Annotated in this window: 18 protein-coding genes; 6 read left to right on the forward strand and 12 right to left on the reverse strand. The window is 52.5% G+C overall.

Annotated features, from left to right (window positions below):
* The first annotated feature begins 4 nt into the window (after nt 1–4).
* Nucleotides 5–2,845, forward strand: coding sequence for a phosphoenolpyruvate carboxylase (locus AC6I7T_RS17800; RefSeq protein ID WP_497788757.1), 2,841 nt, complete (start codon nt 5–7; stop codon nt 2,843–2,845).
* Nucleotides 2,846–3,009: 164 nt separating this feature from the next.
* Here AC6I7T_RS17800 and AC6I7T_RS17805 read toward each other — a convergent pair whose 3' ends face one another.
* The 3 genes from AC6I7T_RS17805 to AC6I7T_RS17815 all read right to left on the reverse strand — a co-directional run bounded on the left by AC6I7T_RS17805 (nt 3,010) and on the right by AC6I7T_RS17815 (nt 5,801).
* The gene (locus AC6I7T_RS17805; RefSeq protein ID WP_497788758.1) at nt 3,010–3,573 is read right to left on the reverse strand and encodes a CD3072 family TudS-related putative desulfidase; all 564 of its coding nucleotides are present in this window, start codon (nt 3,571–3,573) and stop codon (nt 3,010–3,012) included.
* A 20-nt stretch (nt 3,574–3,593) separates the two neighbouring features.
* Entirely contained in the window at nt 3,594–4,319 is a 726-nt protein-coding gene (locus tag AC6I7T_RS17810; protein ID WP_497788759.1) for a hypothetical protein, read from the reverse strand.
* Between the two features lie 171 nt (nt 4,320–4,490).
* Complete coding sequence (locus AC6I7T_RS17815; RefSeq protein ID WP_497788760.1) at nt 4,491–5,801, reverse strand: MFS transporter; 1,311 nt, start codon at nt 5,799–5,801, stop codon at nt 4,491–4,493.
* Nucleotides 5,802–5,959: 158 nt separating this feature from the next.
* Between AC6I7T_RS17815 and AC6I7T_RS17820 the strand changes: the two genes are divergently transcribed.
* Complete coding sequence (locus tag AC6I7T_RS17820; RefSeq protein ID WP_497788761.1) at nt 5,960–7,222, forward strand: MFS transporter; 1,263 nt, start codon at nt 5,960–5,962, stop codon at nt 7,220–7,222.
* Nucleotides 7,223–7,262: 40 nt separating this feature from the next.
* Here AC6I7T_RS17820 and alaC read toward each other — a convergent pair whose 3' ends face one another.
* Nucleotides 7,263–8,459: an alanine transaminase gene (gene alaC / locus AC6I7T_RS17825; protein ID WP_497788762.1), complete on the reverse strand. Its 1,197-nt coding sequence runs from the start codon at nt 8,457–8,459 to the stop codon at nt 7,263–7,265.
* A gap of 172 nt (nt 8,460–8,631) precedes the next feature.
* Nucleotides 8,632–10,071, reverse strand: a complete 1,440-nt coding sequence (locus tag AC6I7T_RS17830; RefSeq protein ID WP_497788763.1) for a TolC family protein — start codon at nt 10,069–10,071, stop codon at nt 8,632–8,634.
* Between the two features lie 279 nt (nt 10,072–10,350).
* Between AC6I7T_RS17830 and AC6I7T_RS17835 the strand changes: the two genes are divergently transcribed.
* The gene (locus AC6I7T_RS17835; protein ID WP_497788764.1) at nt 10,351–11,643 is read left to right on the forward strand and encodes a sensor histidine kinase; all 1,293 of its coding nucleotides are present in this window, start codon (nt 10,351–10,353) and stop codon (nt 11,641–11,643) included.
* Nucleotides 11,644–11,733: 90 nt separating this feature from the next.
* Here the strand turns inward: AC6I7T_RS17835 and fusA are convergent, their stop codons facing one another.
* A complete protein-coding gene (gene fusA / locus AC6I7T_RS17840; RefSeq protein ID WP_497788765.1) occupies nt 11,734–13,881 on the reverse strand; it encodes an elongation factor G in 2,148 nt (715 codons plus the stop codon).
* A gap of 601 nt (nt 13,882–14,482) precedes the next feature.
* Here fusA and AC6I7T_RS17845 point away from each other — a divergent pair.
* Nucleotides 14,483–15,136, forward strand: coding sequence for a DsbA family protein (locus tag AC6I7T_RS17845; protein WP_497788767.1), 654 nt, complete (start codon nt 14,483–14,485; stop codon nt 15,134–15,136).
* Between the two features lie 67 nt (nt 15,137–15,203).
* Here the strand turns inward: AC6I7T_RS17845 and AC6I7T_RS17850 are convergent, their stop codons facing one another.
* From AC6I7T_RS17850 to AC6I7T_RS17870, 5 genes are all read right to left on the reverse strand, one after another.
* Nucleotides 15,204–16,244 carry a radical SAM protein gene (locus AC6I7T_RS17850; protein ID WP_497788768.1) on the reverse strand — a complete coding sequence of 347 codons (1,041 nt, stop codon included), beginning with the start codon at nt 16,242–16,244 and terminating at the stop codon, nt 15,204–15,206.
* A gap of 148 nt (nt 16,245–16,392) precedes the next feature.
* Nucleotides 16,393–17,286 carry a PDZ domain-containing protein gene (locus AC6I7T_RS17855; protein ID WP_497788769.1) on the reverse strand — a complete coding sequence of 298 codons (894 nt, stop codon included), beginning with the start codon at nt 17,284–17,286 and terminating at the stop codon, nt 16,393–16,395.
* A 58-nt stretch (nt 17,287–17,344) separates the two neighbouring features.
* On the reverse strand, nt 17,345–18,325 hold the full coding sequence (locus tag AC6I7T_RS17860; protein WP_497788770.1) for an anti-sigma factor family protein: 981 nt from the start codon (nt 18,323–18,325) through the stop codon (nt 17,345–17,347).
* A gap of 26 nt (nt 18,326–18,351) precedes the next feature.
* On the reverse strand, nt 18,352–19,029 hold the full coding sequence (locus tag AC6I7T_RS17865; RefSeq protein WP_497788771.1) for an RNA polymerase sigma factor: 678 nt from the start codon (nt 19,027–19,029) through the stop codon (nt 18,352–18,354).
* Nucleotides 19,030–19,047: 18 nt separating this feature from the next.
* Nucleotides 19,048–19,275, reverse strand: coding sequence for a hypothetical protein (locus tag AC6I7T_RS17870; RefSeq protein ID WP_497788772.1), 228 nt, complete (start codon nt 19,273–19,275; stop codon nt 19,048–19,050).
* 106 nt (nt 19,276–19,381) lie between these two features.
* On the opposite strand from AC6I7T_RS17870, the gene AC6I7T_RS17875 reads away from it, so the two are divergent.
* On the forward strand, nt 19,382–19,999 hold the full coding sequence (locus AC6I7T_RS17875) for a ribonuclease HI family protein (RefSeq protein WP_497794618.1): 618 nt from the start codon (nt 19,382–19,384) through the stop codon (nt 19,997–19,999).
* A 140-nt stretch (nt 20,000–20,139) separates the two neighbouring features.
* Here AC6I7T_RS17875 and AC6I7T_RS17880 read toward each other — a convergent pair whose 3' ends face one another.
* Nucleotides 20,140–20,607: a GatB/YqeY domain-containing protein gene (locus tag AC6I7T_RS17880; RefSeq protein WP_497788773.1), complete on the reverse strand. Its 468-nt coding sequence runs from the start codon at nt 20,605–20,607 to the stop codon at nt 20,140–20,142.
* A 233-nt stretch (nt 20,608–20,840) separates the two neighbouring features.
* On the opposite strand from AC6I7T_RS17880, the gene serA reads away from it, so the two are divergent.
* Nucleotides 20,841–22,442, forward strand: a complete 1,602-nt coding sequence (gene serA, locus AC6I7T_RS17885; protein ID WP_497788774.1) for a phosphoglycerate dehydrogenase — start codon at nt 20,841–20,843, stop codon at nt 22,440–22,442.
* Nucleotides 22,443–22,454 lie beyond the last annotated feature (12 nt).

The following is a 22,454-nucleotide window of genomic DNA, read 5'->3' on the forward strand; positions in this document are numbered from 1 at the left end:
AAGAATGGGGCTTCTGTGGAAACCGGAAAGTTGGTCACAACGTCTAGCCGAATTAGAAGCACGATCAGGCGACCTGAAGGAAGCCCCTTTGCGTCGGGATGTTCGTTCTCTTGGTATGTTGTTAGGCCAGGTTCTTCGAGAACAGGCCGGAGAAGAGCTCTTCGAGCAAGAAGAGGATCTTCGCACAAAGACGATTCGGCGGCGTGAAGCGCATGCAAAGGGCGATGCGGCAGAGGCTGAAAAGCTTATGCAGGAATCTCTGGCTCGTGTGCATGCTCTTCCAATCGAAAAGGCACACGCACTCACCCGTGCTTTTGCCTTCTATTTCGAGCTGATCAATCTGGCAGAAACAAATCATCGCAAACGGCGCCGCCTCTCGCTGCATTTGGCAGGGGAGTCGACATCGCAGCGTGGTTCCTTCCGGGGTACGCTGCGAGAGATGAGGCGGGTCGGCATCTCTCAAAAAGAGGCCTTCGACTGGCTTAGCCGCATAGTGGCTGTTCCTGTTTTTACCGCACACCCGACAGAAGTCTCCCGCCGCTCGGTGCTCTTTAAGCGCCGCCGCATCGGAGAGTTTCTAGAGTCTCTTGACCGGATTCCTGTTCCGGACAATGAGCTGGAAACACTGGAAGAAGATGTTCGTGCGGAGATTACGGCACTTTGGCAAACGGATGAGGTACGCAGTCGCAGACCTACCGTTTACGATGAAATCAAGATGGGGCTCGACTATTACGACGTTTCCATCTTTGCGACCCTTCCGGATCTCTATAAGGAAATTGCTGAAGCTCTGTGCCATGAGTATGACCTGAAGGTTGAATTTAGTGAGCTTCCTCTATTACTTTCCTTTGGCTCCTGGATTGGAGGAGATCGCGACGGCAATCCTTTTGTCACACCTGATGTTACGAGAGATGCGATTCGGCTGGCACGTGGTCATCTGCTGACCCACTACCAGCAACAGGTACAAGCGATCATCGATCTATTGACCAGCTCCGCGCAGCAGATATCGAATACAAAGGAGCTGGAAACACGGCTGAAGGAATATATAGCCCGTCTGAATACGGCTGAGAGCCAGATATTTGGACAGCGCTACCAGTTCGAATACTATCGCCGTTACCTCATTTGTTTGAGGGCTAGACTGGAACGCACACTTACTTCTCCTGAAGCACGGAGTGCCGATTATCCGGTTGTAACCCAATACACCATGTCGCAATTAAAGGATTCTCCTCTTGCGGCTCTGCCTTCTTACTGTGCTTCCGGAGAGTTCCTGTCAGATCTCAATATCCTTCGCGATAGTTTGGCGCGTAATCGCGGTCTGAGGATTGCTCGTACCCTGGTAGATCCTCTGATTATCATGGTGCGCACCTTTGGCTTTCATCTGCATACGCTTGATATCCGTCAACATGCTCGTCTACACGCTGCTGCGCTAAAAGAGATTGCAACAGATACAAAAGAGTGCGCAATAGCGCCACAGCTTTCCCGTGAAACTGCAGATATTCTCGAGACCTTCCGGGTTGTCAGCGAAGTTAAGGAAAGCTGTACTCCGGAAGCAATTGGGCAGTACGTTATCAGCGGAGCATCGTGTGTCGAAGACATCCTGGCCGTTATAAGTCTGGCAAGGCTCGGCGGCGTCAGGGTGGAGGCTTCCGGCAATGACCCCGGCTTATTGCCTGTGCCGCTCTTCGAATCGATTGAGGATTTACGTGCGGCTCCGGAGATTTGCCGCAAGCTCTGGACGATTCCCGACTATCAGTCACTACTCAAGTCTTGGAAGTATAAGCAGGAAGTCATGCTTGGCTATTCGGATTCAGCCAAGGACGGTAGCATGCTGACCAGTACCTGGGAGATCTTCCGTGCCCACCGTGCTCTTCATGAGGTAGCGCGCGAGTGCGGCGTTCATTTGCGTCTCTTTCATGGCCGGGGTGGAACTGTGGGACGTGGTGGCGGTCCGACACATCGCTCGATCTATGCGCAACCTGTTGGAGCCTTTGAGGGAGAGATTCGGATTACCGAGCAAGGCGAAGTTTTGAATTTCAAATACGGCGATGTGGTGCTCGCTGCTCGCAATCTGGAGTTGATGATTGCGGCCTCGCTCGATGCACTGGCGCGCCCGAATGCTCGCGATCCACAGGGACATAGAACTGGAATTCTTAAACCGGAGTGGGAGTCGGCTTTTGACCGCCTCTCTCAGTTATCCTTCACTTTCTATCGAAGCAATATCATCGATGATCCTGAAGTGTTGGACTACTTTGAACAAGCTACTCCTGTTTCAGAGCTGGAGCATGCAAAGATCGGTTCGCGTCCGGCGCGTCGCAAGAATTCTGCCAGCTTTGCGAATCTTCGTGCAATTCCGTGGGTCTTTGGCTGGACTCAAAGCCGCTTGGTTGTTCCCGGATGGTTTGGTGCCGGATATGCGATGGAGAAGTTTATGTCGCTGCCGGATGGAAGAGAGATTTTGGAGACGATGGCCAAGGAGTTTCCTCTCTTCATCGATCTGATCAGCAATGTTGAGATAGCATTGGCAAAATCAGATCTCGGGACTGCCAGACTTTACTCTACTTTGGTTCCGAATGTAGCAATGCGCGAGCGGATCTTTGCAAAACTGAAGGATGAGTTTCTGCGTACACAGCGCGCGGTGCTGATGTTGACCGGACAGACAGAGTTATTGGGCTCGAATCCTGTATTAGCTCGTTCGATTCGCTTGCGAAATCCTTATGTCGATCCTATGCACCTCATCCAAATCGACTTACTACGCCGTAAACGCGCGGGAGAAGATTCGGAAGCTATTAATCGCGCTATTGCAGGAACAATCAATGGAATTGCTGCAGGGCTGAGGAATACTGGCTGAGGATAAGCTTCCGAACGTGCAAGAAAGTAATCTTTAGCTTGGATTACTCATGAAGAGGTGAGTAGCTCGCTCCATGGCGTTGATGGTCCGCAATAAAGAGTAACTGTGGGTGAGTCATATATCCATCTCAGGACACGGAAATTACGTGTCCTGGGGGGCTCCGTTTATGAACTTGGTGGGAGGGTCCTGCAAAGCTCTTGTACTGCATGAATCGATTCTTCAATTCTGCTGGTTTTTACGCCAATCGTTTTCATGTGGAGGTTTTCTTTGGCAAGTTCTTCGGCAATGATTTGCATGAAGACTCCAGCGCCGGGCCTTTCTTCGCCTTTTATTGAAGTCGTATCTATTCCGCAACTAGGAGATCGATTCACGCCGATTAAACCGATAATTGAGAATCCATAGTTGTTGTATTCGCGAATCGTGCACACCACTTTTTGGGCTTTCCGCCTCAGAATATCGGTGTTCTGCTCTTGTTCCATCAGACTCCGAATCCTCGTGTTCTCCTCGAGGACATTTCGTTCCGCACCGTATTTATCCTGGCGATCCAACCCCAGACAGAGCATTTCAGGGCAAGGGAGCTGAACGATTCCGACATGATTAGCCATAAGAAGATCGATTACTTCCCTGAACTGGCTAGGCATGTCGGCGGTTCCGTCAGAGATGGAATTCTGGTTCAGCAAACAATGCGATACGAAAACAACTTTCTTACTTCGATGATCGGAGAACATTTTTAACCTCTACTTGCTTACTACTCCTTCGTGACCGACGTGGCTTTATCTTTCGAGAAACTTACTGCCCATTTCTTGCCATCGGTGTTGTAGTGAACGGTACGATTGCCATAATCCGAGGATTCGGATTGTTGCATATGCCCTAGCGCCATCGTTACTTGTAGTTCATTCATACCGCTCTTCGCCTGATGGGTATCGACTGCTTGCCAGATGTCGCTTGGCCAGTGCTTATACATGGAGTGAGGATCGTCGTAGTAAAAAAGCTCATCGCAATAGAACGTCAAATCGGAAGCCTTCGCCGAACCTATGGGCAGCGCATACTGTTGCTTGTCCCCGGCCTTTTCGAAGATTGCAAAGATCTGCTTGGTCCCGTGCGGAATCTGGTCTTGCACTCCGAAAGGTACCGATTGCTGCATGACGTCGCGGATCTCAAGCTTCTCAATGCTAGGAAGCACTCCAGCCTTATGGGCGAAATCGATACGATGATTCGTATAGGAGAAATAAGGTAACTGAAATCCCGCTTTAATCCATACGGGTTTTCCTATCAGTTCCTTAGCCGACTTCATGTCGTCGATATACATCTTGCGAACTGGCACAACCTCATCGCTGGTTGGAATCCATTCCTGATAAGCCTGTTTATGAACCACTACTGGTGCATTTCTTGCACGCCACACAAAATAAAGGCGTATCCCTCCAACGAGTAAAACTAAGAGGGTGATAATGCCAACCTTCTGCCAATTCTTCATTTGCTTTCCTATCCAGACTCTGGGAATTGTGAGGCCTGCTGTACGTTCTTCTCAAGAAAAGATGCAGCTGAATATGATTTTGCTGTGCTTATAAGAAGAAGCGCAAGAAAGAAGATGTGTGAACAGCTTTCGATTCAACGATGTTTCGTTAGTTGCAGAAATTTTGGCAAATCATGGAGTGCTGGGCGCAATCTCTTCTGTGGTTGTGGTACCTGGGGGAGCTTGCATGAGTGCCTTTGAGGTAAGAGTGTCGACTTTCCTTAAATTGGGAAAAAGAACCCACCACAGGCCCGTGACTAGAAGTGCTCCCACGCCACCCAAAACAGCAGCACGAACAGCTCCAAGCCATTGAGCGGTGGCTCCGCTTTCGAATTCTCCCAATTCGTTTGATGCTCCGATAAAGAGAGAATTAACAGCACTAACCCGGCCTCTCATTTCCGGAGGTGTAGCCAATTGGAGGAGCGATCCTCGGATTACTACGCTCACCATGTCGCCTGCGCCAAGCAATACCAGCGCCGCAAGGCTCAAAAGGAGATTCTTGGAAAGTCCGAAGACAATGGTTGCCGTACCGAAGAGCGCGACACAGAAAAACATCTTCTTGCCTGCTCCTCTTTGCAATGGTCTCCAAGTCAACATTAAAGAAACGATGAGTGCTCCCGCGGCAGGTGCTGCTCTCAACCAACCCAGTCCTTGGGGGCCGGTATGAAGGATTTCTCGCGCAAAGATCGGCATCAGCGCGACTGCTCCTCCCAGCAGGACGACAAAGAGGTCAAGCGTAATCGAGCCCAGCAGAAGCCGGGATCGTAGTACATAGCGAAAGCCTGCGAGAAGGACTTCGATAGAAGTATCCTTATGCTCCATGCGTCCGGGACGAACATGAAGCGAACCAATCAACACCAGAAACCAAATCAAAGTGGCCAGCGAGAAGAGAAAGACAAAACCGGCGCCATGAAGCCGAGATGTGAGGGGTAATGTGTAGAGAACTCCTCCCAGCGCAGGTCCGGTGATGTTGGCAATCTGAAAGATTGTCGCTCCCCAGGTCACAGCGTTGACAAAGTGGTCCTCTGGAATGAGATGGGGAATAAGAGCAGTACTGGCCGGGCCGCTGAAGGCTCGTCCGCAACCAACCATGAACAGAACGACATAAATAGGCCAGACCTTGTGTATTCCATGCCAGGCAAAGAGGAAGAGTGCCAGAGTGCATAAGGCCTGCAGAGAGTAGCAGGTCATGATTACAAGGCGTCGGTCGTAACGGTCTGCCACGTGTCCGGAAGGCAGCATGAAGAACAACCCGGGAAGAAAAAGAATAAGCCCGGTATATCCCAGGTCCAGTGCTCTGTGTGTAATCTCATAGACCTGCCAAGCTACAGCTACTGCCTGCGCTTCCGCTCCGATGATGACCATGATGCGGGCAAGCTGATAGCGACGGAAGTCTCTAAAGCGAAAAGCGGCGGTTCCTGTACTGGAAGGTTTCTCGGACATACTACCTTATCGATATGGATTGCCTGTAAATATGGGCTTGTTCAGAAGGGGAGTCTTGTCTACAGGCACACCTCTCCAGCATCGCATAATGCAATTATTGTCCCTTTTGACCAAAAATTCTCGTCGATTTTCCGGTACAGATGTCGTTACCATAGACTGTGGAACGACCTGTAGAACTTGAAGACACTTCCAATATAGACGCAGCAGACTTGCATACAGCCTCGCGTCCCCTGCCGGTTTCTCTGATTCTCACCATAGGTTTCTGTGGAATCTGTGCATTCCTGAATACTTATGCGACGCAACCATTGCTGCCAATGTTTGCACATCTTTTCCATGCATCAAAAGCAGCGGTTGGGCTCACGGTTTCAGCAACGACCCTCGGAGTAGCTCTCTCTGCTCCTGTGATCGGTGCTCTCGCCGAGGGATATAGTCGCAAGCGCGTCATCGTGGCTTCCATCCTAGCGCAAAGTATTCCCACTATGCTGACAGCAACTGCATCGGGATTGCATGCCATCATCTTTTGGCGTTTTCTGCAAGGTTTGATCATGCCGGGGATCTTTGCCATTGTGATGGCATATATCACCGAAGAGTTTCCCCCTGAACGAGTTGCTTTCATCATGAGTGTTTATGTCAGCGGTACGGCGGCTGGCGGATTGATGGGAAGGATATTCAGCGGGCTCGTCGCCGATAGATTTGGCTGGCGCTGGAGCTTCGCTCTGCTTGGTGGAATAGCATTGATCGGCGCAGCTTTCGTCGCACGCTATCTGCCCAAGGAGCGGATGAGTGGAAACAAAGGCGGTGGTCCATCCCTCTCGGCGCAATTCCGGCAAGTAAGAGATCATTTGAAAAATCCTCGACTCCTTGCCACCTATGCTGTTGGCTTTAATGTCTTGTTTTCTTTGGTGGCTGTTTTTAGCTACATCACTTTCTATCTGGCAGATCCGCCCTTCCACCTGTCCATGGTGGCACTTAGCTATCTCTTCCTGGTGTATGCAGTCGGGGTATTTGTCTCTCCAGCTGCGGGTTATGTCATATCCCGGACTGGGCTTCTGCCCGGAATTCTATGCGCTGTTTCTGTATCGATGGCGGGAGTCCTGCTCACGCTCTTCCATTCGGTGGTAATTGTGATTCTCGGCTTGGCAATGGTTTGCACCGGCGTCTTTATTTCGCAAGCGACTGCCAGTAGCTATATCCGTGTTGCTGCTCCGGAAGGCGGGCGCGTTTCTGCCGTTGGGCTCTATCTCTGTTGTTACTATCTGGGCGGTACTGCTGCAGGAGTGGTTCCAAGTATCTTTTGGTCGATGGGGAAATGGACTGCGTGTGCAATTTTAGTTGTGGCAGTTCAACTGATGAGCCTGATGATTGCTCTCTTCGGATGGCGAGACTGGCCGATGAAAAAGAAACGACCGATTGAAGCATGAAGAAATGGAGTTGGTGAGGAGGTCACCAACTCCATAGATGCTAAAGAAGTCCGTCCTTCTGGAACATCTGCTTGATGCAGCGTAGAGCCTGTCGTGTGCGTTCTTCATTTTCGATTAAGGAAAAACGTACGTGACCGTCTCCATGTTCTCCGAAACCGATACCCGGGCTGACGGCCAGTTTGGCCTCGCTCAAGAGCTTCTTCGAAAATTCAATAGAGCCCATCTTGCGGTAAGCTTCGGGAATTTGTGCCCAGACAAACATGGTTGCCATCGGTAGGGGAACCTCCCAGCCTAGCTTGTTCAGTCCTTGAACCAGAACATCCCGGCGGCTGCGATAGGTTTCGCATATTTCGGTAACACAGTCTTGCGGGCCTTCCAACGCGACGATGGATGCTACCTGAATCGGGGTGAAGGTCCCGTAATCAAAGTAGCTCTTAATTCTCCCCAGCGCGGCGACCAGATGTTGATTCCCAACCATGAATCCGACGCGCCATCCCGGCATGTTGTAGCTCTTTGAGAGCGTAAAGAACTCTACCGCGATGTCCTTTGCGCCAGGTACCTGCATGATGCTGGGCGCTTTATATCCGTCGAAGACGATGTCCGCATACGCAAAGTCGTGTACGAGGTAGACTCCGAATTCTCTTGCCAGCTCCACCAGACGCGTCAGGAATGGCAGATCGACACATTCCGTTGTGGGATTGGATGGAAAGTTGACGATGAGAATCTTCGGTTTTGGAACCATGCGCGGAATCAAGCTCTCGACATCGGCGAGAAATTGTTCCTTATCGTGGATAGGTACGCTCAGAACATCGGCTCCAGCGATTACCGGACCGTAGATGTGAATGGGATAGCTTGGATTTGGCACCAGCACCGTGTCACGTGTGTCCAGAGTGGCCAGACAGAGGTGGGCAATGCCTTCCTTGGAGCCGATGGTAACAATTGCTTCGCTCTCGGGATCGAGCTCTACCGCGTAACGGGTCTGGTACCAGTTACAGATTGCCTTTCTGAGGCGGGGAATTCCTCGAGAGAGCGAGTAGCGGTGCGTACGTTGCTTGCGCGCCGCTTCAATCATCTTCTCTACGATGGCTGGAGGCGTTGGGCCATCCGGGTTTCCCATGCTGAAGTCGATGATGTCTTCACCACGTCTTCTGGCCGAGGCCTTCATTTCGCCGGTGATGTTGAAGACGTACGGCGGCAAGCGACGCAGCCGCGAGAACTCTTTTGAAGGGTCTTCCATTGCCTTATCTTACGGCGTTTTCCTGTTCGCTGTAGAGTTTCTGGCGTTGACTGCGAATGGCCTTTCCACCTGTTAAAGGTGTATGACAAGGCGGGAAAAACTACTCCGAGCGGAAAACGGGATTCACTTTTCTCCGAGGGGAAGCGTAGTTCAGAGAAGAAGGTCGGAGCAACTATTTTCCGAGATATTGCTTGTACTGGGTATCGACGATCCCCAGATTCCGAGCCAGTTGCAGCTTCGCCTGGTTGAAGCGGTACAGACTTTGAACCAGCTGAGTCTGTGCGTTGGACAAACTTGCCTGTGCCTGAACGAGTGGCAGGTTGTCATCTATACCGGCGGTGAAGCGATCGGATTCGTCTTGCAGGGCTTTGGTCGCCAGATTGACATTGCTACGCGATACACGAACCAATTCTTGTGCAGTTTGCACATCGAGGAAGCTGTCACGGATCTGCGCATCGATTTGTCCACGCAGATCGCCTGCCTGCTGGCGCAGATTTTGAAGCTGTGCATCGGCAACGTCGCGATCACCACGGAATTTTGCTTCCCGGAAGATAGGAATATTCAGGCTTCCAACGATATTGGTCGTGCCGTGATACATCCCCTGGGTAACACCGGTAAGGCCGTAATTGCCATTGACACTGAGAGTCGGCAGGCGTTCGTGTTTTGCTGACTGAACAATCAGCTCTGCCGTCCTTACCTGCGATTTCATAGCCTGGTAGTCCTGGCGATTCTCGTAGGCCATTTGTTTAGCCTGTTCCAGTGTCATTGGTTCCAGATCGCTGTATGGAGCCGCGTCGGAAAGTATGATCTTCTGCTCGGGCGCAAAACCAATCTCGCGATTGATCAGAATCTTGCTCTTTTCGAAAGCATTTTCAGCAGCAATGACCTTTTGTTGCTGTGTCTGGTACTGTACTCGCGCACGCAGTTCGTCCAGATTGGCAGCGGTTCCGGCTTGGTGCTCCGCAACTGCCTGTTTTAACAAGACCTCGTCGGCACGGAGCAGTTCCCGGGCGTAATCCAATTGGGCCGATGCTGCAATAGCCTGTAAATACGCTGTTCCGACGTTTAAAACTACCAGTCCGCGAGCGGATTGGGTATTGTAGGCCGCAGCTTTCTTGTAAACCTTGGCTCCGCGCCACAGATCGTAGGCGGAAAGGCTGAAGAAGGATTGCTGCACATTTACTTGTGCAGTTGTGACATCGACGGTGGGAACCAGCGAGACGTTTGACATCCCGCTGAGGTGAAGAACTCTGGCAAATTCCTGAATCAGTGATGGAGTGAATCCCTGGGACTCCAGATTGTACTGGTGGACCCCGGTTGAAGCTGAAGCCGTTACTTTAGGCAGCAGTGCCTGAAAAGCCGATAAATACTGAGCATCGACGGACTTTTCATTTTCCTGCGCCAGGGTGAGCGCCAGATTGTGTTCCAAACCAAGCCGGACAGCGTCATCGAGTGACAGTTTCCGGGCGTCACTTGTGGCCGGAAGGGTATTCACGCTTCCGTAATAGGGGTTCGTGACAGAAGTCGGGTTGGAGGTTTGTGCGGTGCTCAAGCCAGTGGTCAAAGCCAGAATTCCTGCTATGCACCAAATGGCGCGACTACTTCCTATCATCTGATTCGGTTCCCTTTGAAGGCTCAGTCTGTTAGATCATTTTGCAGCCCACAAGTTGCCAAAAACTGAGAGGTTCGGGGTGCATCACACAGAATGAGTCTATTCCACTCTATTTTCTGATATTTAAACGTAGAGATTTCCTGTGCTTTGCATGCCAGTTGGCAACAGAGTCTCTATAGCTGCCATCGTATCTTAGCGTAAGGTTCGGTAGCTCTCTTCCTACGACCAATACCGAGCATGCTCATGTGAGGCGGCATGAGCGGCGAGTAGCACCCGTTTATGACTTTTTCCCTGCCCTGTATTTTTCTTTTACAGAACCACGTTGTAACTGCACACGCGGTACGATGCGCGATGCGGCGTGCAGCTATCCACGCCTATTTGCAGGAGATAACGGGCAAAGACGAGCTTTTGACGGCGCTGAAGACTCGTCAACCCAATGTGGTTTTGAGTGGGGAAGAAGGACTTTGGGATCTACCGCTTTCGGAGCTACTGGAGTTTTCACGCACCCATAATCCGGCCGTTTCCGTAATCGTTCTTGGTGGCGAGAAGACTCGGGACACAGCAGTTCGGACCATCCGGGAAGGTGCCAGCGATTATCTGCGCTCCTCCCAGCTCGATCGGCTACCTGCCGTTTTGGAACATACTTTGAGGGAACACGACGCGGATAATACGGCTGCTCGCCTGAGGTATGAGGTAAGGCGTGCTGCGGACGCTATGCGGGAAAACCAGAAAATGATCACGATTGGGCGTTTGACAGCCTCAATTGCCCACGAGATCAATAACCCACTGACCGCCATCACGAATCTCCTGTATCTGATCGGCGCGGAACCGGGGCTCTCGGACAACGTCCGAAGATATTTGGAGCTTGCGCAAGGAGAATTACAGCGGGTGGTGCAGATTAGCCGCCAGACATTGAGCTTTTATCGCGAGACTGCGGCACCGGTTCGCCTCAGACTATCCAGCCTCCTGGAAGAGGTCCTGGTTTTATATGCACGCCGGTTGATCGACAAACATATCGAAATCGTCCGCCAGTACGTGGATGATGAGGAGGTCGTCGTTTTTCCCGGCGAGATTCGCCAAGTCTTCTCCAACTTGATCTCGAATGCGATTGAAGCGTCGGAAGTTGGCGGACGCCTGTTGCTTCGTTTGCGGAAGTCGCGATTGTGGTCCGATGAAGAAATCTTCGGCCTTAGGGTATCCATCGGCGATACAGGGTCGGGCATCGATCCGGTGATACGCCGTCGCTTAGGAGAGCCTTTCTTTACCACTAAAGGGGAGAGGGGAACGGGTCTGGGCCTCTGGGTAACGCAATCGATTATCAAGAGGTATGGCGGCCACCTATGGCTACACTCGTCGACTCGACCGGAAAAGCATGGAACCATCTTTTCGATCTTCCTGCCATTGAATATGGGACCGAGAGCAATAGTGTCGCCATCAATGGAGGGTGCAAGGGCTTCCGGAACAGATTTTGTTCCACACGGAGGGGAACACGAGACCTCCTCTCCCAACGAAGGCGGAGTAATTCCTATGCCCGAACCTTCGGCCCCCTTGCGAGCCTCCGGCAGCGATTAAGACAATTTCGGCTTTTATCTCTAGACAAAGAAAAAGCCCGGTCATCGGATCCGATAACCAGGCTTTTTCTAATGGTTAGGAGGTGAGTTCTTATTCCTCCTCCTCTTCGATCGGCCGTTTTGCCGTTGCCAGGATCTTCTCGGCCACCAGCTGCGGAACGATATCGTAGTGGTTCATTTCCATCCGGAAAGTTCCTCGGCCTTGGGTCAGAGAAGTAAGCGTAGTTCCATAAGTCAACATTTCTGCCATTGGCACTTCAGCTCTGACTACCGTGTGTTTGCCATGGCTGTCCATCCCCTGGACACGGCCACGCCGTCCATTCAGGTCCCCCATCAAGGCACCGGCAAACTCATCGGGAGCCTCAATTTCAACCTTCATGATCGGCTCCAGAAGGACCGGCTTGGCCTGTTCCATGCACTTCCGGAAGGCCAGGCGACCTGCCATTTTGAAGGACATTTCGTTCGAATCGACGTCGTGATAGCTGCCGTCGAAGAGTATGACTTTGAAATCGACGACCGGATAGCCCGCCAGGAAGCCTCTGGCTGCCGATTCCTGAATGCCTTTTTCTACGGCAGGGATGAATCCCTTGGGGATGGCACCTCCAAAGATGTCGTTTACGAACTGGAAGCCACCACCGCGGGGTAAAGGCTCCATCTTGATCTTGCAATCTCCGAATTGTCCGTGCCCGCCACTTTGCTTTTTGTGTCTGCCCTGGGCCTCTGCTTTGCCCCGGATTGTCTCGCGATACGGAACCTTAGGTGCCTTAAGGGTGACTTCGGTGTGGTAGCGCTTCTTCAATTTGGAGACGACCGATTCAATATGGGGCTGGCCTGCGCCTGCCAGGAGGAATTCGTTGGTCTGACTGTCCCGGTAGAAACGGAGAAGCAGGTCTTCCTCCATCAGCTTGTGGATAGCTGGTGCCAGCTTGTCTTCATCGGCGCGAGTCTTGGGCTCGATGGCATAGGTCATCGCCGGCTCGGGCAGGGCCAAGGGTTCCAGGAAGATGTCCTGTCCCTTTGCTCCTAGTGTGTCTCCGGTCAGCGTTACCCGGAGTTTGGCTACTGCTCCGATGTCTCCGGCATGTAGTTCTGCCACCTCGACGGCTTTACGACCCTGCATCACGCTGAGGTGAGAGATCTTTTCCTGATCCTTGCGCGTGTAGTTTTCGATCGTTGCTTCGTTCTTCACCACACCGCTAATCACTTTGAAGAAAGAAATCCTTCCTGCAAAGGGATCGGACATGGTCTTAAAAACATAGAGAGCGAGAGGTTGCTGATCATTAACTTTACGCAGGATCATCTCATCGCGAGTTTCCCCTGTATGCCCGTTTGCCGCGACTGCTACAGCTTGTTTCATGGCACGGGCTGCAACGGGTTCCCGTTCGACGGGCGTAGGAGCATAAACCTTCAGGAAGTCCAGCAGATGGTCGGTAGCGACGTTTCTGCCTCCACTCGTGTAGAGCACCGGGAAGATGCGGTCTTCGCGGATTGCTTCGTGTAGGGCTGTAATCAGGTGCTGCTCCGGAATTGTGCCTTCACGGAAGAACTCTTCCATGAGGTCGTCTTTCCCTTCGGCGACGAGTTCTACCAGCGCTTCGTGTGCTGCTTGTGCCGAGGCATGGAGCGGTCCTGGGATCTCCCCGATCTTGCCGCGGCCATCGCCATCCGGTGTGTAGAAAAAGGCTTCCATGGTGACCAGGTCAACCACGCCGTGGAAGCCGGATGCATCGACTATCGGCAGCTGCACGGGCACCAGCTGGCGTCCCCAGCGCTCCCGCATGTCTTCCAGCATGGCCTCGCGGCCTGTGCCGCTATCGGCCTTGGGATGATCCAGTTGATTGATGACTACAACGCGAGGAAGATCGAACTCCTCTGCGTATTTCCAGACCTTTTCGGTAACGGTTTCCACTCCCGATTGGGCATTGACAACCACAACAGCCGATTCCACCGGCAACATTGCAGCGCGAGCTTCGTGGGTAAACATATGGAAGCCCGGAGTATCCAGAAAATTGATTTTCGCGCCTTGCCATTCGGCAAAAGCGACGGCATTCTGCATGGTTGTCCGTCTGGCTACTTCTTCTTCGTCGTAGGCGGTAACCGCAGAGCCATCCTCAACGTGTCCCATCTTGTCGGTCATCTTTGCGGCATGCAGCAGAGCGGAAATTAATGTGGTTTTCCCACTGTGCGCATGCCCCACTACAGCTACGTTGCGGATCTCACTTCCCTGGTAGGTTTTCATGGTTGTTCTCCTTTTCGCTTGTGGAAACGTTCCTCCCTCGTTCTCTCTCTGGAAGGGAGAGAACGAGGGAATCGATGATCGTAGAAATCAAAAAAGAACTTTTTGAGCCAACGCTGGAAATGCGTGTTTTGCAAGGAGAGGGCGATCCCATAAGGGGACGCGTCGGAAGCACAGGGATATCAGGAGAGCGATGCTCTTGGCATCCTTGGTGCCGATCTAAAGAAACCGGCTTCACCGTTTTGGAGCCCGCTGCATCCATCTGGGCACCAATCCTGACAGGTCAAGAGTTTTCACACCCTTTTAACCTGGCTTCTATAAGATCAGGGATGCTATCACGTGGGAAGCTAAGGGCTCAATGGGGCCCGACACATCTTTCTCTACGAGGTTGGCGCCGATAGAACAACTGCACCATAATGGCAGCAGATGAAGCTACTTCTGATTGTTTTCGCCGTGCTTGTTATCGCTGGATCGCTGTTTGCTGACTACAAATGGAAACAGTGGGTCAAGAGCAATAAACATCGGCACTAATTGCCCGGCAACTCTGGATTTTCCGGATTGTAAGCTCCGGTTACAATCAGATTGAGGGAAAAAACAGATCAACATGCCTTTTTTCGCCGGTTTCCGCCGCTTTCTCCCTATGGCAATTCTAGCGATTGCTGCCAGCTTGGCTCATGCACAGTTTTCCGATCCAACCACCAAGGTTATGGATACAACCCCGTTGAAGCCTCCTGCTGGAGCACGGGTTGCGATTTATGAGTTCGAGGACATGGAATGTCCGGACTGCGCTCGCGCCAATCCTGTTCTGAAAGAGGCTGCGGAGAAGTACCACATTCCGTGGATCCGGCATGATTTTCCTCTGCCTTTCCACATCTGGAGCTTTGACGCTGCGGTGAATGCCCGCTGGTTCGACACCAAGGGGAAGAAGATCGGTGATGAGTATAGGGACTCGGTCTTTGCTAACCAGCAGTCTTTCCACTCACAGGCCGAGCTGCGCAGCTTTACCGAAAAATTTGCTGCTCAGCATAAGCTGCAATTGCCCTTTGTCATTGATCCTCAAGGTAAGTTTGCGGCTTTGGTAAAGGCAGACTATGCGCTGGGGCAAAGGATTGGAATAGAGCACACCCCGACGATTTGGATTGTGACGAATAAGACTAATACAAAGCCTTTTGTCGAGGTTCTCGATCGTTCCAGACTCTACGAGATTATCGATGAAGCATTAGCGTCAACCAAGCCTGCTGCTTCTGCACATAAGTAAGTGCAAGCTGATGAAATAGAAAGAGCTCGCTGAATGCGAGCTCTTTCTATTTCATGATGTGTGATATTTAGATCTGAATATTGACTAGTTCGGGTGAGTCTTCCGGTGCATGTCCTCCGGGACTTACTCGATTCTTCTGTGGTGCTCTCCAGTGGTCGATATGCGATATCTGATGAACACAGGAGATCGTACAGTTGGGAGCGCAGGTCTTTTCCGTCAGGAATTCTCTCTTGACGTCTTCTTTTGTGTACTCGGCCAGTGGAACTCCAGGCCATCCGCGTTGTTGCGAGCAGTAATGAACCAAGCCGTTTTCGCAGATGTAGAGATAGCGGGAACCGGCGCGGCAGCGCCAGTCATTGGGGCGTCCCTCTGCGATAGCTACCTGGAACTTATTGAAGCGCGAATAATTCTTCTTCTTCATGCCGCGCATGGCGAAATACACCTCACGCTCTCTGTCCTGAAGAGGCTTGAGCTGTCCGTCTCCATCGTGGATGATGCCAATCGTCGAGGTAAATCCCAACTCCAGCGCACGTTTGCCAACAGTCAGCGCATCGTCGGGGTTCTTGATGCCACCACCGACCACGGAGTTGATATTGACGTGGAAGTCGGCGTGTTCTGCCAGCATCTGAAGCTTTTTGTCGAGAACCTTAAGGCTTTTCTTGGAGATCTCGTCAGGATTTACGTTGTCGATCGAGATCTGCATATGGTCCAGCCCAGCCCGATTTAGCCGATGGATGCGTTCGATATTGAGCAGATAGCCATTGGTGATCATTCCGGCCATAACGCCGTGATGACGCATCCGCTCGATGATCTGGTCCAGGTCCGGGTGGGTAAGTGGCTCACCACCGGAAATAGTGATGATGCTGGTGCCTAAACGAGCCAGATGGTCGATGCGGCGAAGCATCTCATCGAGAGGGACCGGTTCCGATACCTTGTCGTACTCATTACAGTAGGCGCAGGAAAGATTGCAGAAGCGCATCGGCACAATCTGTGCCATGACAGGATGCCCTGTCGAGAGCAAAGCTCGGCCAACCAGCGCGAGTTCGCGAATCTTGCGGCTCACCGCTTTCAGGCGCCGGGGAAGTGTCTGTTTCCGCCCTTGAGACATCCTTCTTATTGAATCACAGAGGGGGAGGGGACTGCGAGTTTTGGTCAGGGAGCTGAAAAAGAAGGGTGCCGAATGGCACCCTCTCGTTGTTAGGCTGCTAAGCCCTTTATTTCATCCACTGGCTCAGGAAGCTTAGACTGAAAAGTCCTTATCCGTGTTTCTTGCTTGCCGGCTGGATTGTTAGCGTCAATATCTGCTGCTTGCGATCCCGGAGAATGGTAATCGGAACCGATTTGCCCTGATTCGAATGAAGAGCATGTTCCCAGGCATTCGGCGTCTTCATCTCGGTCTGACCGATCTTTAAAAGCACATCTCCAGCTCGCAAGCCTGCGTTGGAAGCCGGGCTGCCATCCTCCACGTTCTTGATTAACAGTCCATGCTTCACGCCGAAGTAGTCGGCCAATTGGGCCCCCAGTGGATCGACAGAGGCTCCCACGTTAACAAACGTGCCGTTGCCGCCGAGCGACCATCCCATGAAGCCATGAGTGCTTCCGGCAGTGCTGGTGCCTCCTACTAAGCCGTTACCGCCGCTGCCAACAAAGAATCCCTTTCCCCCGCCAGCGGCTGAAGGCGGTTCAGGAGCGCTATAGTGCCGAGGCCAGGCTTCCTGTTGTAGCGCTGTACGATCGACAAGCTGAATGGTCAGATTCATCGGATTGCCATCGCGGCTTATCGCAAAGGAAACCGATCCTCCTGGAGGAACGTCGTGCAGCAGGTGACGAAGATGATCGGAATTCTCGATTGTTTGCCCGTTCATCTGCAGAATCACATCGTGGACGTGCAGGCCAGCTTTACCGGCAGGTGCATCGTGGTCTACCGTAACAATTTCTGCTCCACGATTATCTTTTACCTTCAGGGAATGAGATCGTTCGCTGTCCAGATCCCGATAGTCGACTCCCAGATATCCCTGTGTGTTATGCAAAAGTAGGGCAGGGGAGTCTTGCAGAATTGGGAGTTGCAACCCTTCTGCATACAGGTACGGAGCAGCGGAAAGGCAACCCGCGATTCCTGTCGATAAAGCCAGCCTCAAAAAGTATTTCATTGCTTCTTCTCCGGCTCCCGCTTGTCTGACGGCAGTGTAGCCAAAAGGTCATTCGCGATTACTGGATTTCCGGAACGCGGCTCAGGAATCTCCTGGATGCTACGCGTACATGCGGATTCCGGTCCTGAGACGCGACGGTGCTGAGCACTCTGCGGACACTACTATCTGCTTCGACCGGTCCTAGTAGATTGATTAGTTTTGCACGAAAATCCGCATCGGAATCATTCAGCAACGATTCCAGAATTACGTCACGAACACGCATGTCCTCGGCGATATAAGGCTGGAGTCCTTCGAGCGCCTTTCCCCGTACTTCCGGATTCTGATCGTAAAGCAAGGTGGCCATCAGTGCATCGCGGATGGAACCATCGTTGCAAGCGTGTCCAGCCCTGCATTCATCAACGAGCAACTGTACCGAATCGTTGCGTATCCCGGGATTTGACGAGTGCTCGGATGCCAGCATCAACAATTCACGAATCTTGGGATCGTCCAGAGAACCCTGGACCTTTTGAGGCATTAGCCGGTTATAGCTGACCTCCACTACTTCCGAATTCGGCATGCGTACGATGCCGGAAACATTGGCAACCTGTACCGGTTCGCCGATTGCTGAGCCTTCGACTTCAGCTCCGGTAAGGGAAGCTAGCAGAGCATTCTGCTTAGCTGCGTTTACGGCAGCGTAGCGATAACCCCCGAATCCACCGGCAGCAATGCCTGCCAGCAATAGAACTGAAGCCGCGACCGGAGCAGAGCGTAGACGCGCAAAGCCTGAGGTAAAGCTCTGAAAGGCCTTTGAAAGATAACTTCGTTCGGGAATTGCGTCCAGAGACTCCTCCAGGCGCATACGGGCTCGGGCCAGCAGGTTAGGCTGGGGCTCGATGACAGGATCCAGTTCCATAATTTGCTGCAAGGCTTCTACCTGACGCAGCTCCTTGCGGCAGCTTTCGCAGTGACTCAGATGTTGATCGAGTTCGTGCGCAGCATCGTCCGGCAGCTCTCCATAAGCCGCCAATGCGATCCGTTCCTGTGCAAGTTCACAATTCATGGCTGTTTCCTTGGCATCTCCAGTAATTAACGCAGTCCCGCCAAATTTGCTCTTAACTTTTTTGTGGCGCGGAAGAGTGTATTTTTGGCGGTCTCTTCCGTCGTGTTTAACATCTCTCCGATGGTTCTCAGCTTCAAGCCCTGATAATGCTTCAATTCGAAAACCATGCGTTCTCTCGGTGTCAGGCCGTCCAGTGCGGTGCGAATCTTCTCCCCAAGAATCTTGCGGTCCAGTTCGCGTGCGGGATTCGCAATCGAGCGCTCGTCGGCGACATTGGAGAGCAGGTCCAACTCTTCGCCGGAGGAGTCCATCACAACAGCCTGATCTTCGCGACGGGTCTTTCTACGCCGCAATTGATCCAGACACAGATTGGTAACAATCCGATATATCCAGGTATAGAACGAGCACTCAAACCGGAAGTTGCCCAGATACCGGTAGGCCTTCAGGAAAGCTTCCTGCAGGATGTCTTCGGCATCTTGCTCGGACCCTGTTAAGTGGAGCGCCAACCGTAGGACTGCCTGATCATATTGACGCACCAGGGCGTCAAAGGCTGTGCGCGATCCTTTTTGTGCTTGCCTGATCAGCTCCGTTTCGGAAGTGCGGTCCCGAACATCACTTGCCATCGTTGAGGAGGATTGTATCCTCCGCGCAGGTTGCCAGCTCTGGCTGGCTGAGGAAGAAAACCGCAGTGCATCAACCGTCATTCTTTTGCTCCGTACCTTCTACAGCGTTTTCGAATCGACTGTGGTCTTTCCTGGAGCATTTGCAGATGACGTTTTCAAAAAGGGGGCAAACGCCACCATCCCTGTCACTCCGCGCCACACTGACTTCGAAAATGCAATATCGCGTTTTTCCCTGCGAAGGTGAAACGCCGTTCCTCGGGCGGTTCGCATGAAATAGACGTTGTGGAAATCCTTTGGTGAGCGCAGATAGGCCATTTTCGAGCCCATTCCGCGATCTTCTCTGCATAGATGGTCCGAAATGGTTCTTTATGCGCCAGATTTGCACATCCTTTGGGGCAAGTTTCATTACGCATTTTGCTCTACACTCGGCCATATGACAGGAAGTTTGTTTGAAGCGGAGCAGGAGCAGCCCTCACAGGGAGGCTGGATTATTGCCAATTGCGATGGCGGGTCCCGGGGAAACCCTGGTCCAGCTGGATATGGCGTCTATATTCAGGACGATGAAGGGAAAAAAGTTGCGGAATTGAGCGAATTTCTCGGCAAGCAGACGAATAATTATGCGGAGTATTCGGGGCTCTTAGCGGCTCTGGAATATGCGGTGCAAAATGGTCACCCCCGTCTTCGGGTGATAGCCGATTCCGAACTGATGGTAAAGCAGATCAAAGGGCAGTACCGGGTAAACAGTGCAGACCTTCGTCCTCTATACGAAGAAGCAAAGCGCCGGATTGCCAAACTGGATGCCTTTCAAATTCAACATGTTCTGCGCGGAAAGAATAAGGAAGCCGACCGGCTCGCCAATCTGGCAATGGATCGTGGAGCAAGCAAAGGCTCTGCCCATGTTTCCATCAGCTCGCCTGCGAGTCCCGCAGCCACTGCGGAACGCAAAGTCGAGCGGCCTCAGGCCCTTCGTGGATTTGTGAAGAATGGAGTCGTACATCTGCTCGGAGGAGAGCTCCCAGAGGGTGTTTTTGTGAAGGTGACGCGGGAGTAGGGAATCAACTGCTCTGGCGAGCGTTGCGTTCAAGGATGGGGGCGCACCAAGTTTTGCTTGAACAAGGGTGCACCCCGTAAACTTCCAGATCTATTCCAGGTAGATCGAGTGGGGCTTGTTGCCCAGGCGAACAGCCTGGCTTAGCTATTCAGCGCTGCCTTTACGATTTCGCTAACCTGCCGACCATCTGCGCGAAGCCCGGTGGCCTGAATTCTGGCCTGAATGTCTTTCATGACCAGTCCCATGTCTTTGGGAGTCAGCTTCTTACCACCTGCGGACAATTCTGTGATGGTGGCCGTTACCATAGCGCGAATCTCTTCCTCGGTGGCGGCCTTGGGCATGTACTCTTCGATAACCTTGATCTCACGAGCTTCTTTTTCAGCAAGTTCCGGACGTCCGCCCTTGTTGAACTGCTCAATCGAGTCGTGACGCTGCTTGATCATGGTGGTCAGGACCTGCAAGGATTCGGCATCCGTAAGATCCGCCCTCTTTTCAATGGCTTTGTTCTTCAGTGAGGCCTTTACCATGCGGAGTGTACCGGTACGTTCCTGGTCATGCGCCTTCATTGCGGCGATCACATCTTGACTGATTTTTGCTTCTAGACTCATTCGCGGCTTCCCTTTCGGCCCAAACATCCAATTATAAAACCCACTACTGAAAATCCCTGGTCTATACAATTTAGGGGAACAACGGAAGCAGAATGCGGTAAGCCCTTGGGGAAAGAAGCCGAGGACTTGCGGTCAGAGCAAATTCGTGAAGTTCGATTGCGACTCGTGTAGTTGCGGATGTCGATGTGCATTCGGGCTGCAATTCTCTCCACATACCAACACAAGGAAATGAAATGAAAGTCGTTCTTGCGGAGAAGGTTTCTCCGGCTACGCTCGCTGTCTTTGCCGCCGAAGCGGGTTGGCAGGTTATCACGCACGATCAACTACCGAATGGTCTGCCAGCAGCCTTGGCAGATGCCGACGCCCTTGTGGTTCGATCGGCCGTTCAGGCAGACGATGCGTTGATGGCATCAGCTCCCAAATTACGCGTCATAGGCCGTGCCGGTGTGGGTGTCGACAATATCGATGCCGAAGCAGCGACTCGTCGCGGCATAGTGGTGATGAACACTCCTGGAGCCAACGCAATCGCCGTTGCGGAATTGACCCTGGGACTTATGCTGGCTCTTGGCCGCAAGCTGCCTGCAGCTAATTCCACGATGCATGTTGGCAAATGGGAGAAGAAGTCGCTGCAGGGAACAGAACTGCGCGGCAAGACGCTCGGCATCCTCGGGCTGGGCCGCATAGGTCTGGAAGTTGCCCGCCGCGCCCGTGCCTTTGGTATGGAACTGATCGGGCACGATCCATTTGTTTCTGCTGCCATCGCTCGTGAGAATGGCATCCGCCTCTGCAGCACCGAGGAGCTGTTCAAAGGCTCCGACTATCTGACCTTGCACGTTGGTCTTACACCGCAGACGGCCAACATCATCAATGAGAAGTCCATTGCGACGATGAAGAAAGGCGTGCGCCTGATCAACTGCGCTCGTGGCGAGCTGGTTGAAGAGACTGCCTTGGTTGAGGCACTCAAGAGTGGCCATGTCGCTGGTGCCGCTCTGGACGTTTTCCGCAAAGAGCCGCCTAAGGATTCTCCTTTCGCCGGATTGGACAACGTCATCCTTACGCCTCATATTGCGGGATCGACAGCAGAGGCTCAGGAAGCGGTAGGTATTCAGATTGCCAAGCAGGTACGTGAGTATCTGAAGTTCGGCGTTGTGCAGAATGCGGTAAACATGCCGTCGTTGACGCATGAAGAGTATCAGGTGCTGGCTCCGTTTATCTCGATGGCCGAGCGCCTTGGAACTTTCCTGTCAACTGCGCAGAAGGGCAGTCTGGAGAGCATTCACATTACTTACACCGGACGTCTGGCGGAAGCCAAGACGGAGCTCGTTCGCAATGCCGCGATCCAGGGTATTCTGTCGCATTCTGAAAGTGTGAATCGCATCAATGCTGCTGCTGTTGCGGAAGAGCGTGGAATTCGAATTCACGAAGAGAAGAAGGAAGCTCTCGCCGGGGGTGCAGGATCGGTGGTAAAGATTACGCTGCACGCTCAAAACGGTGGGACCTCTACTGCCAGCGCCACGGTGCTGCATGGAACCTCACCTCGTCTGCTCTCCTGCGATGGCATCGATGTCGAGGCTCCTCTCGAAGGGCACCTCATCTTCAGCAGAAACAAGGATGTTCCGGGTGTCATCGGCCGTATTGGAACGATCCTGGGCGAGCACAAGGTCAATATTGCCAACTTTGCCTTGGGCCGCTCTCATCGTCCGCAGGAAGGTACTCCGGGAACTGCTCTCGCCATCATTCAGGTTGATGGAGTGATCAATGAATCGGTAATCAATGCGCTCCTGGCTGTTGAAGCGATTGTGGAAGTTCGTCCCATTTTGCTCAGCGAGGAGTAGCGATCAGACGTA

This window comes from Humiphilus diazotrophicus, from assembly GCF_059726315.1.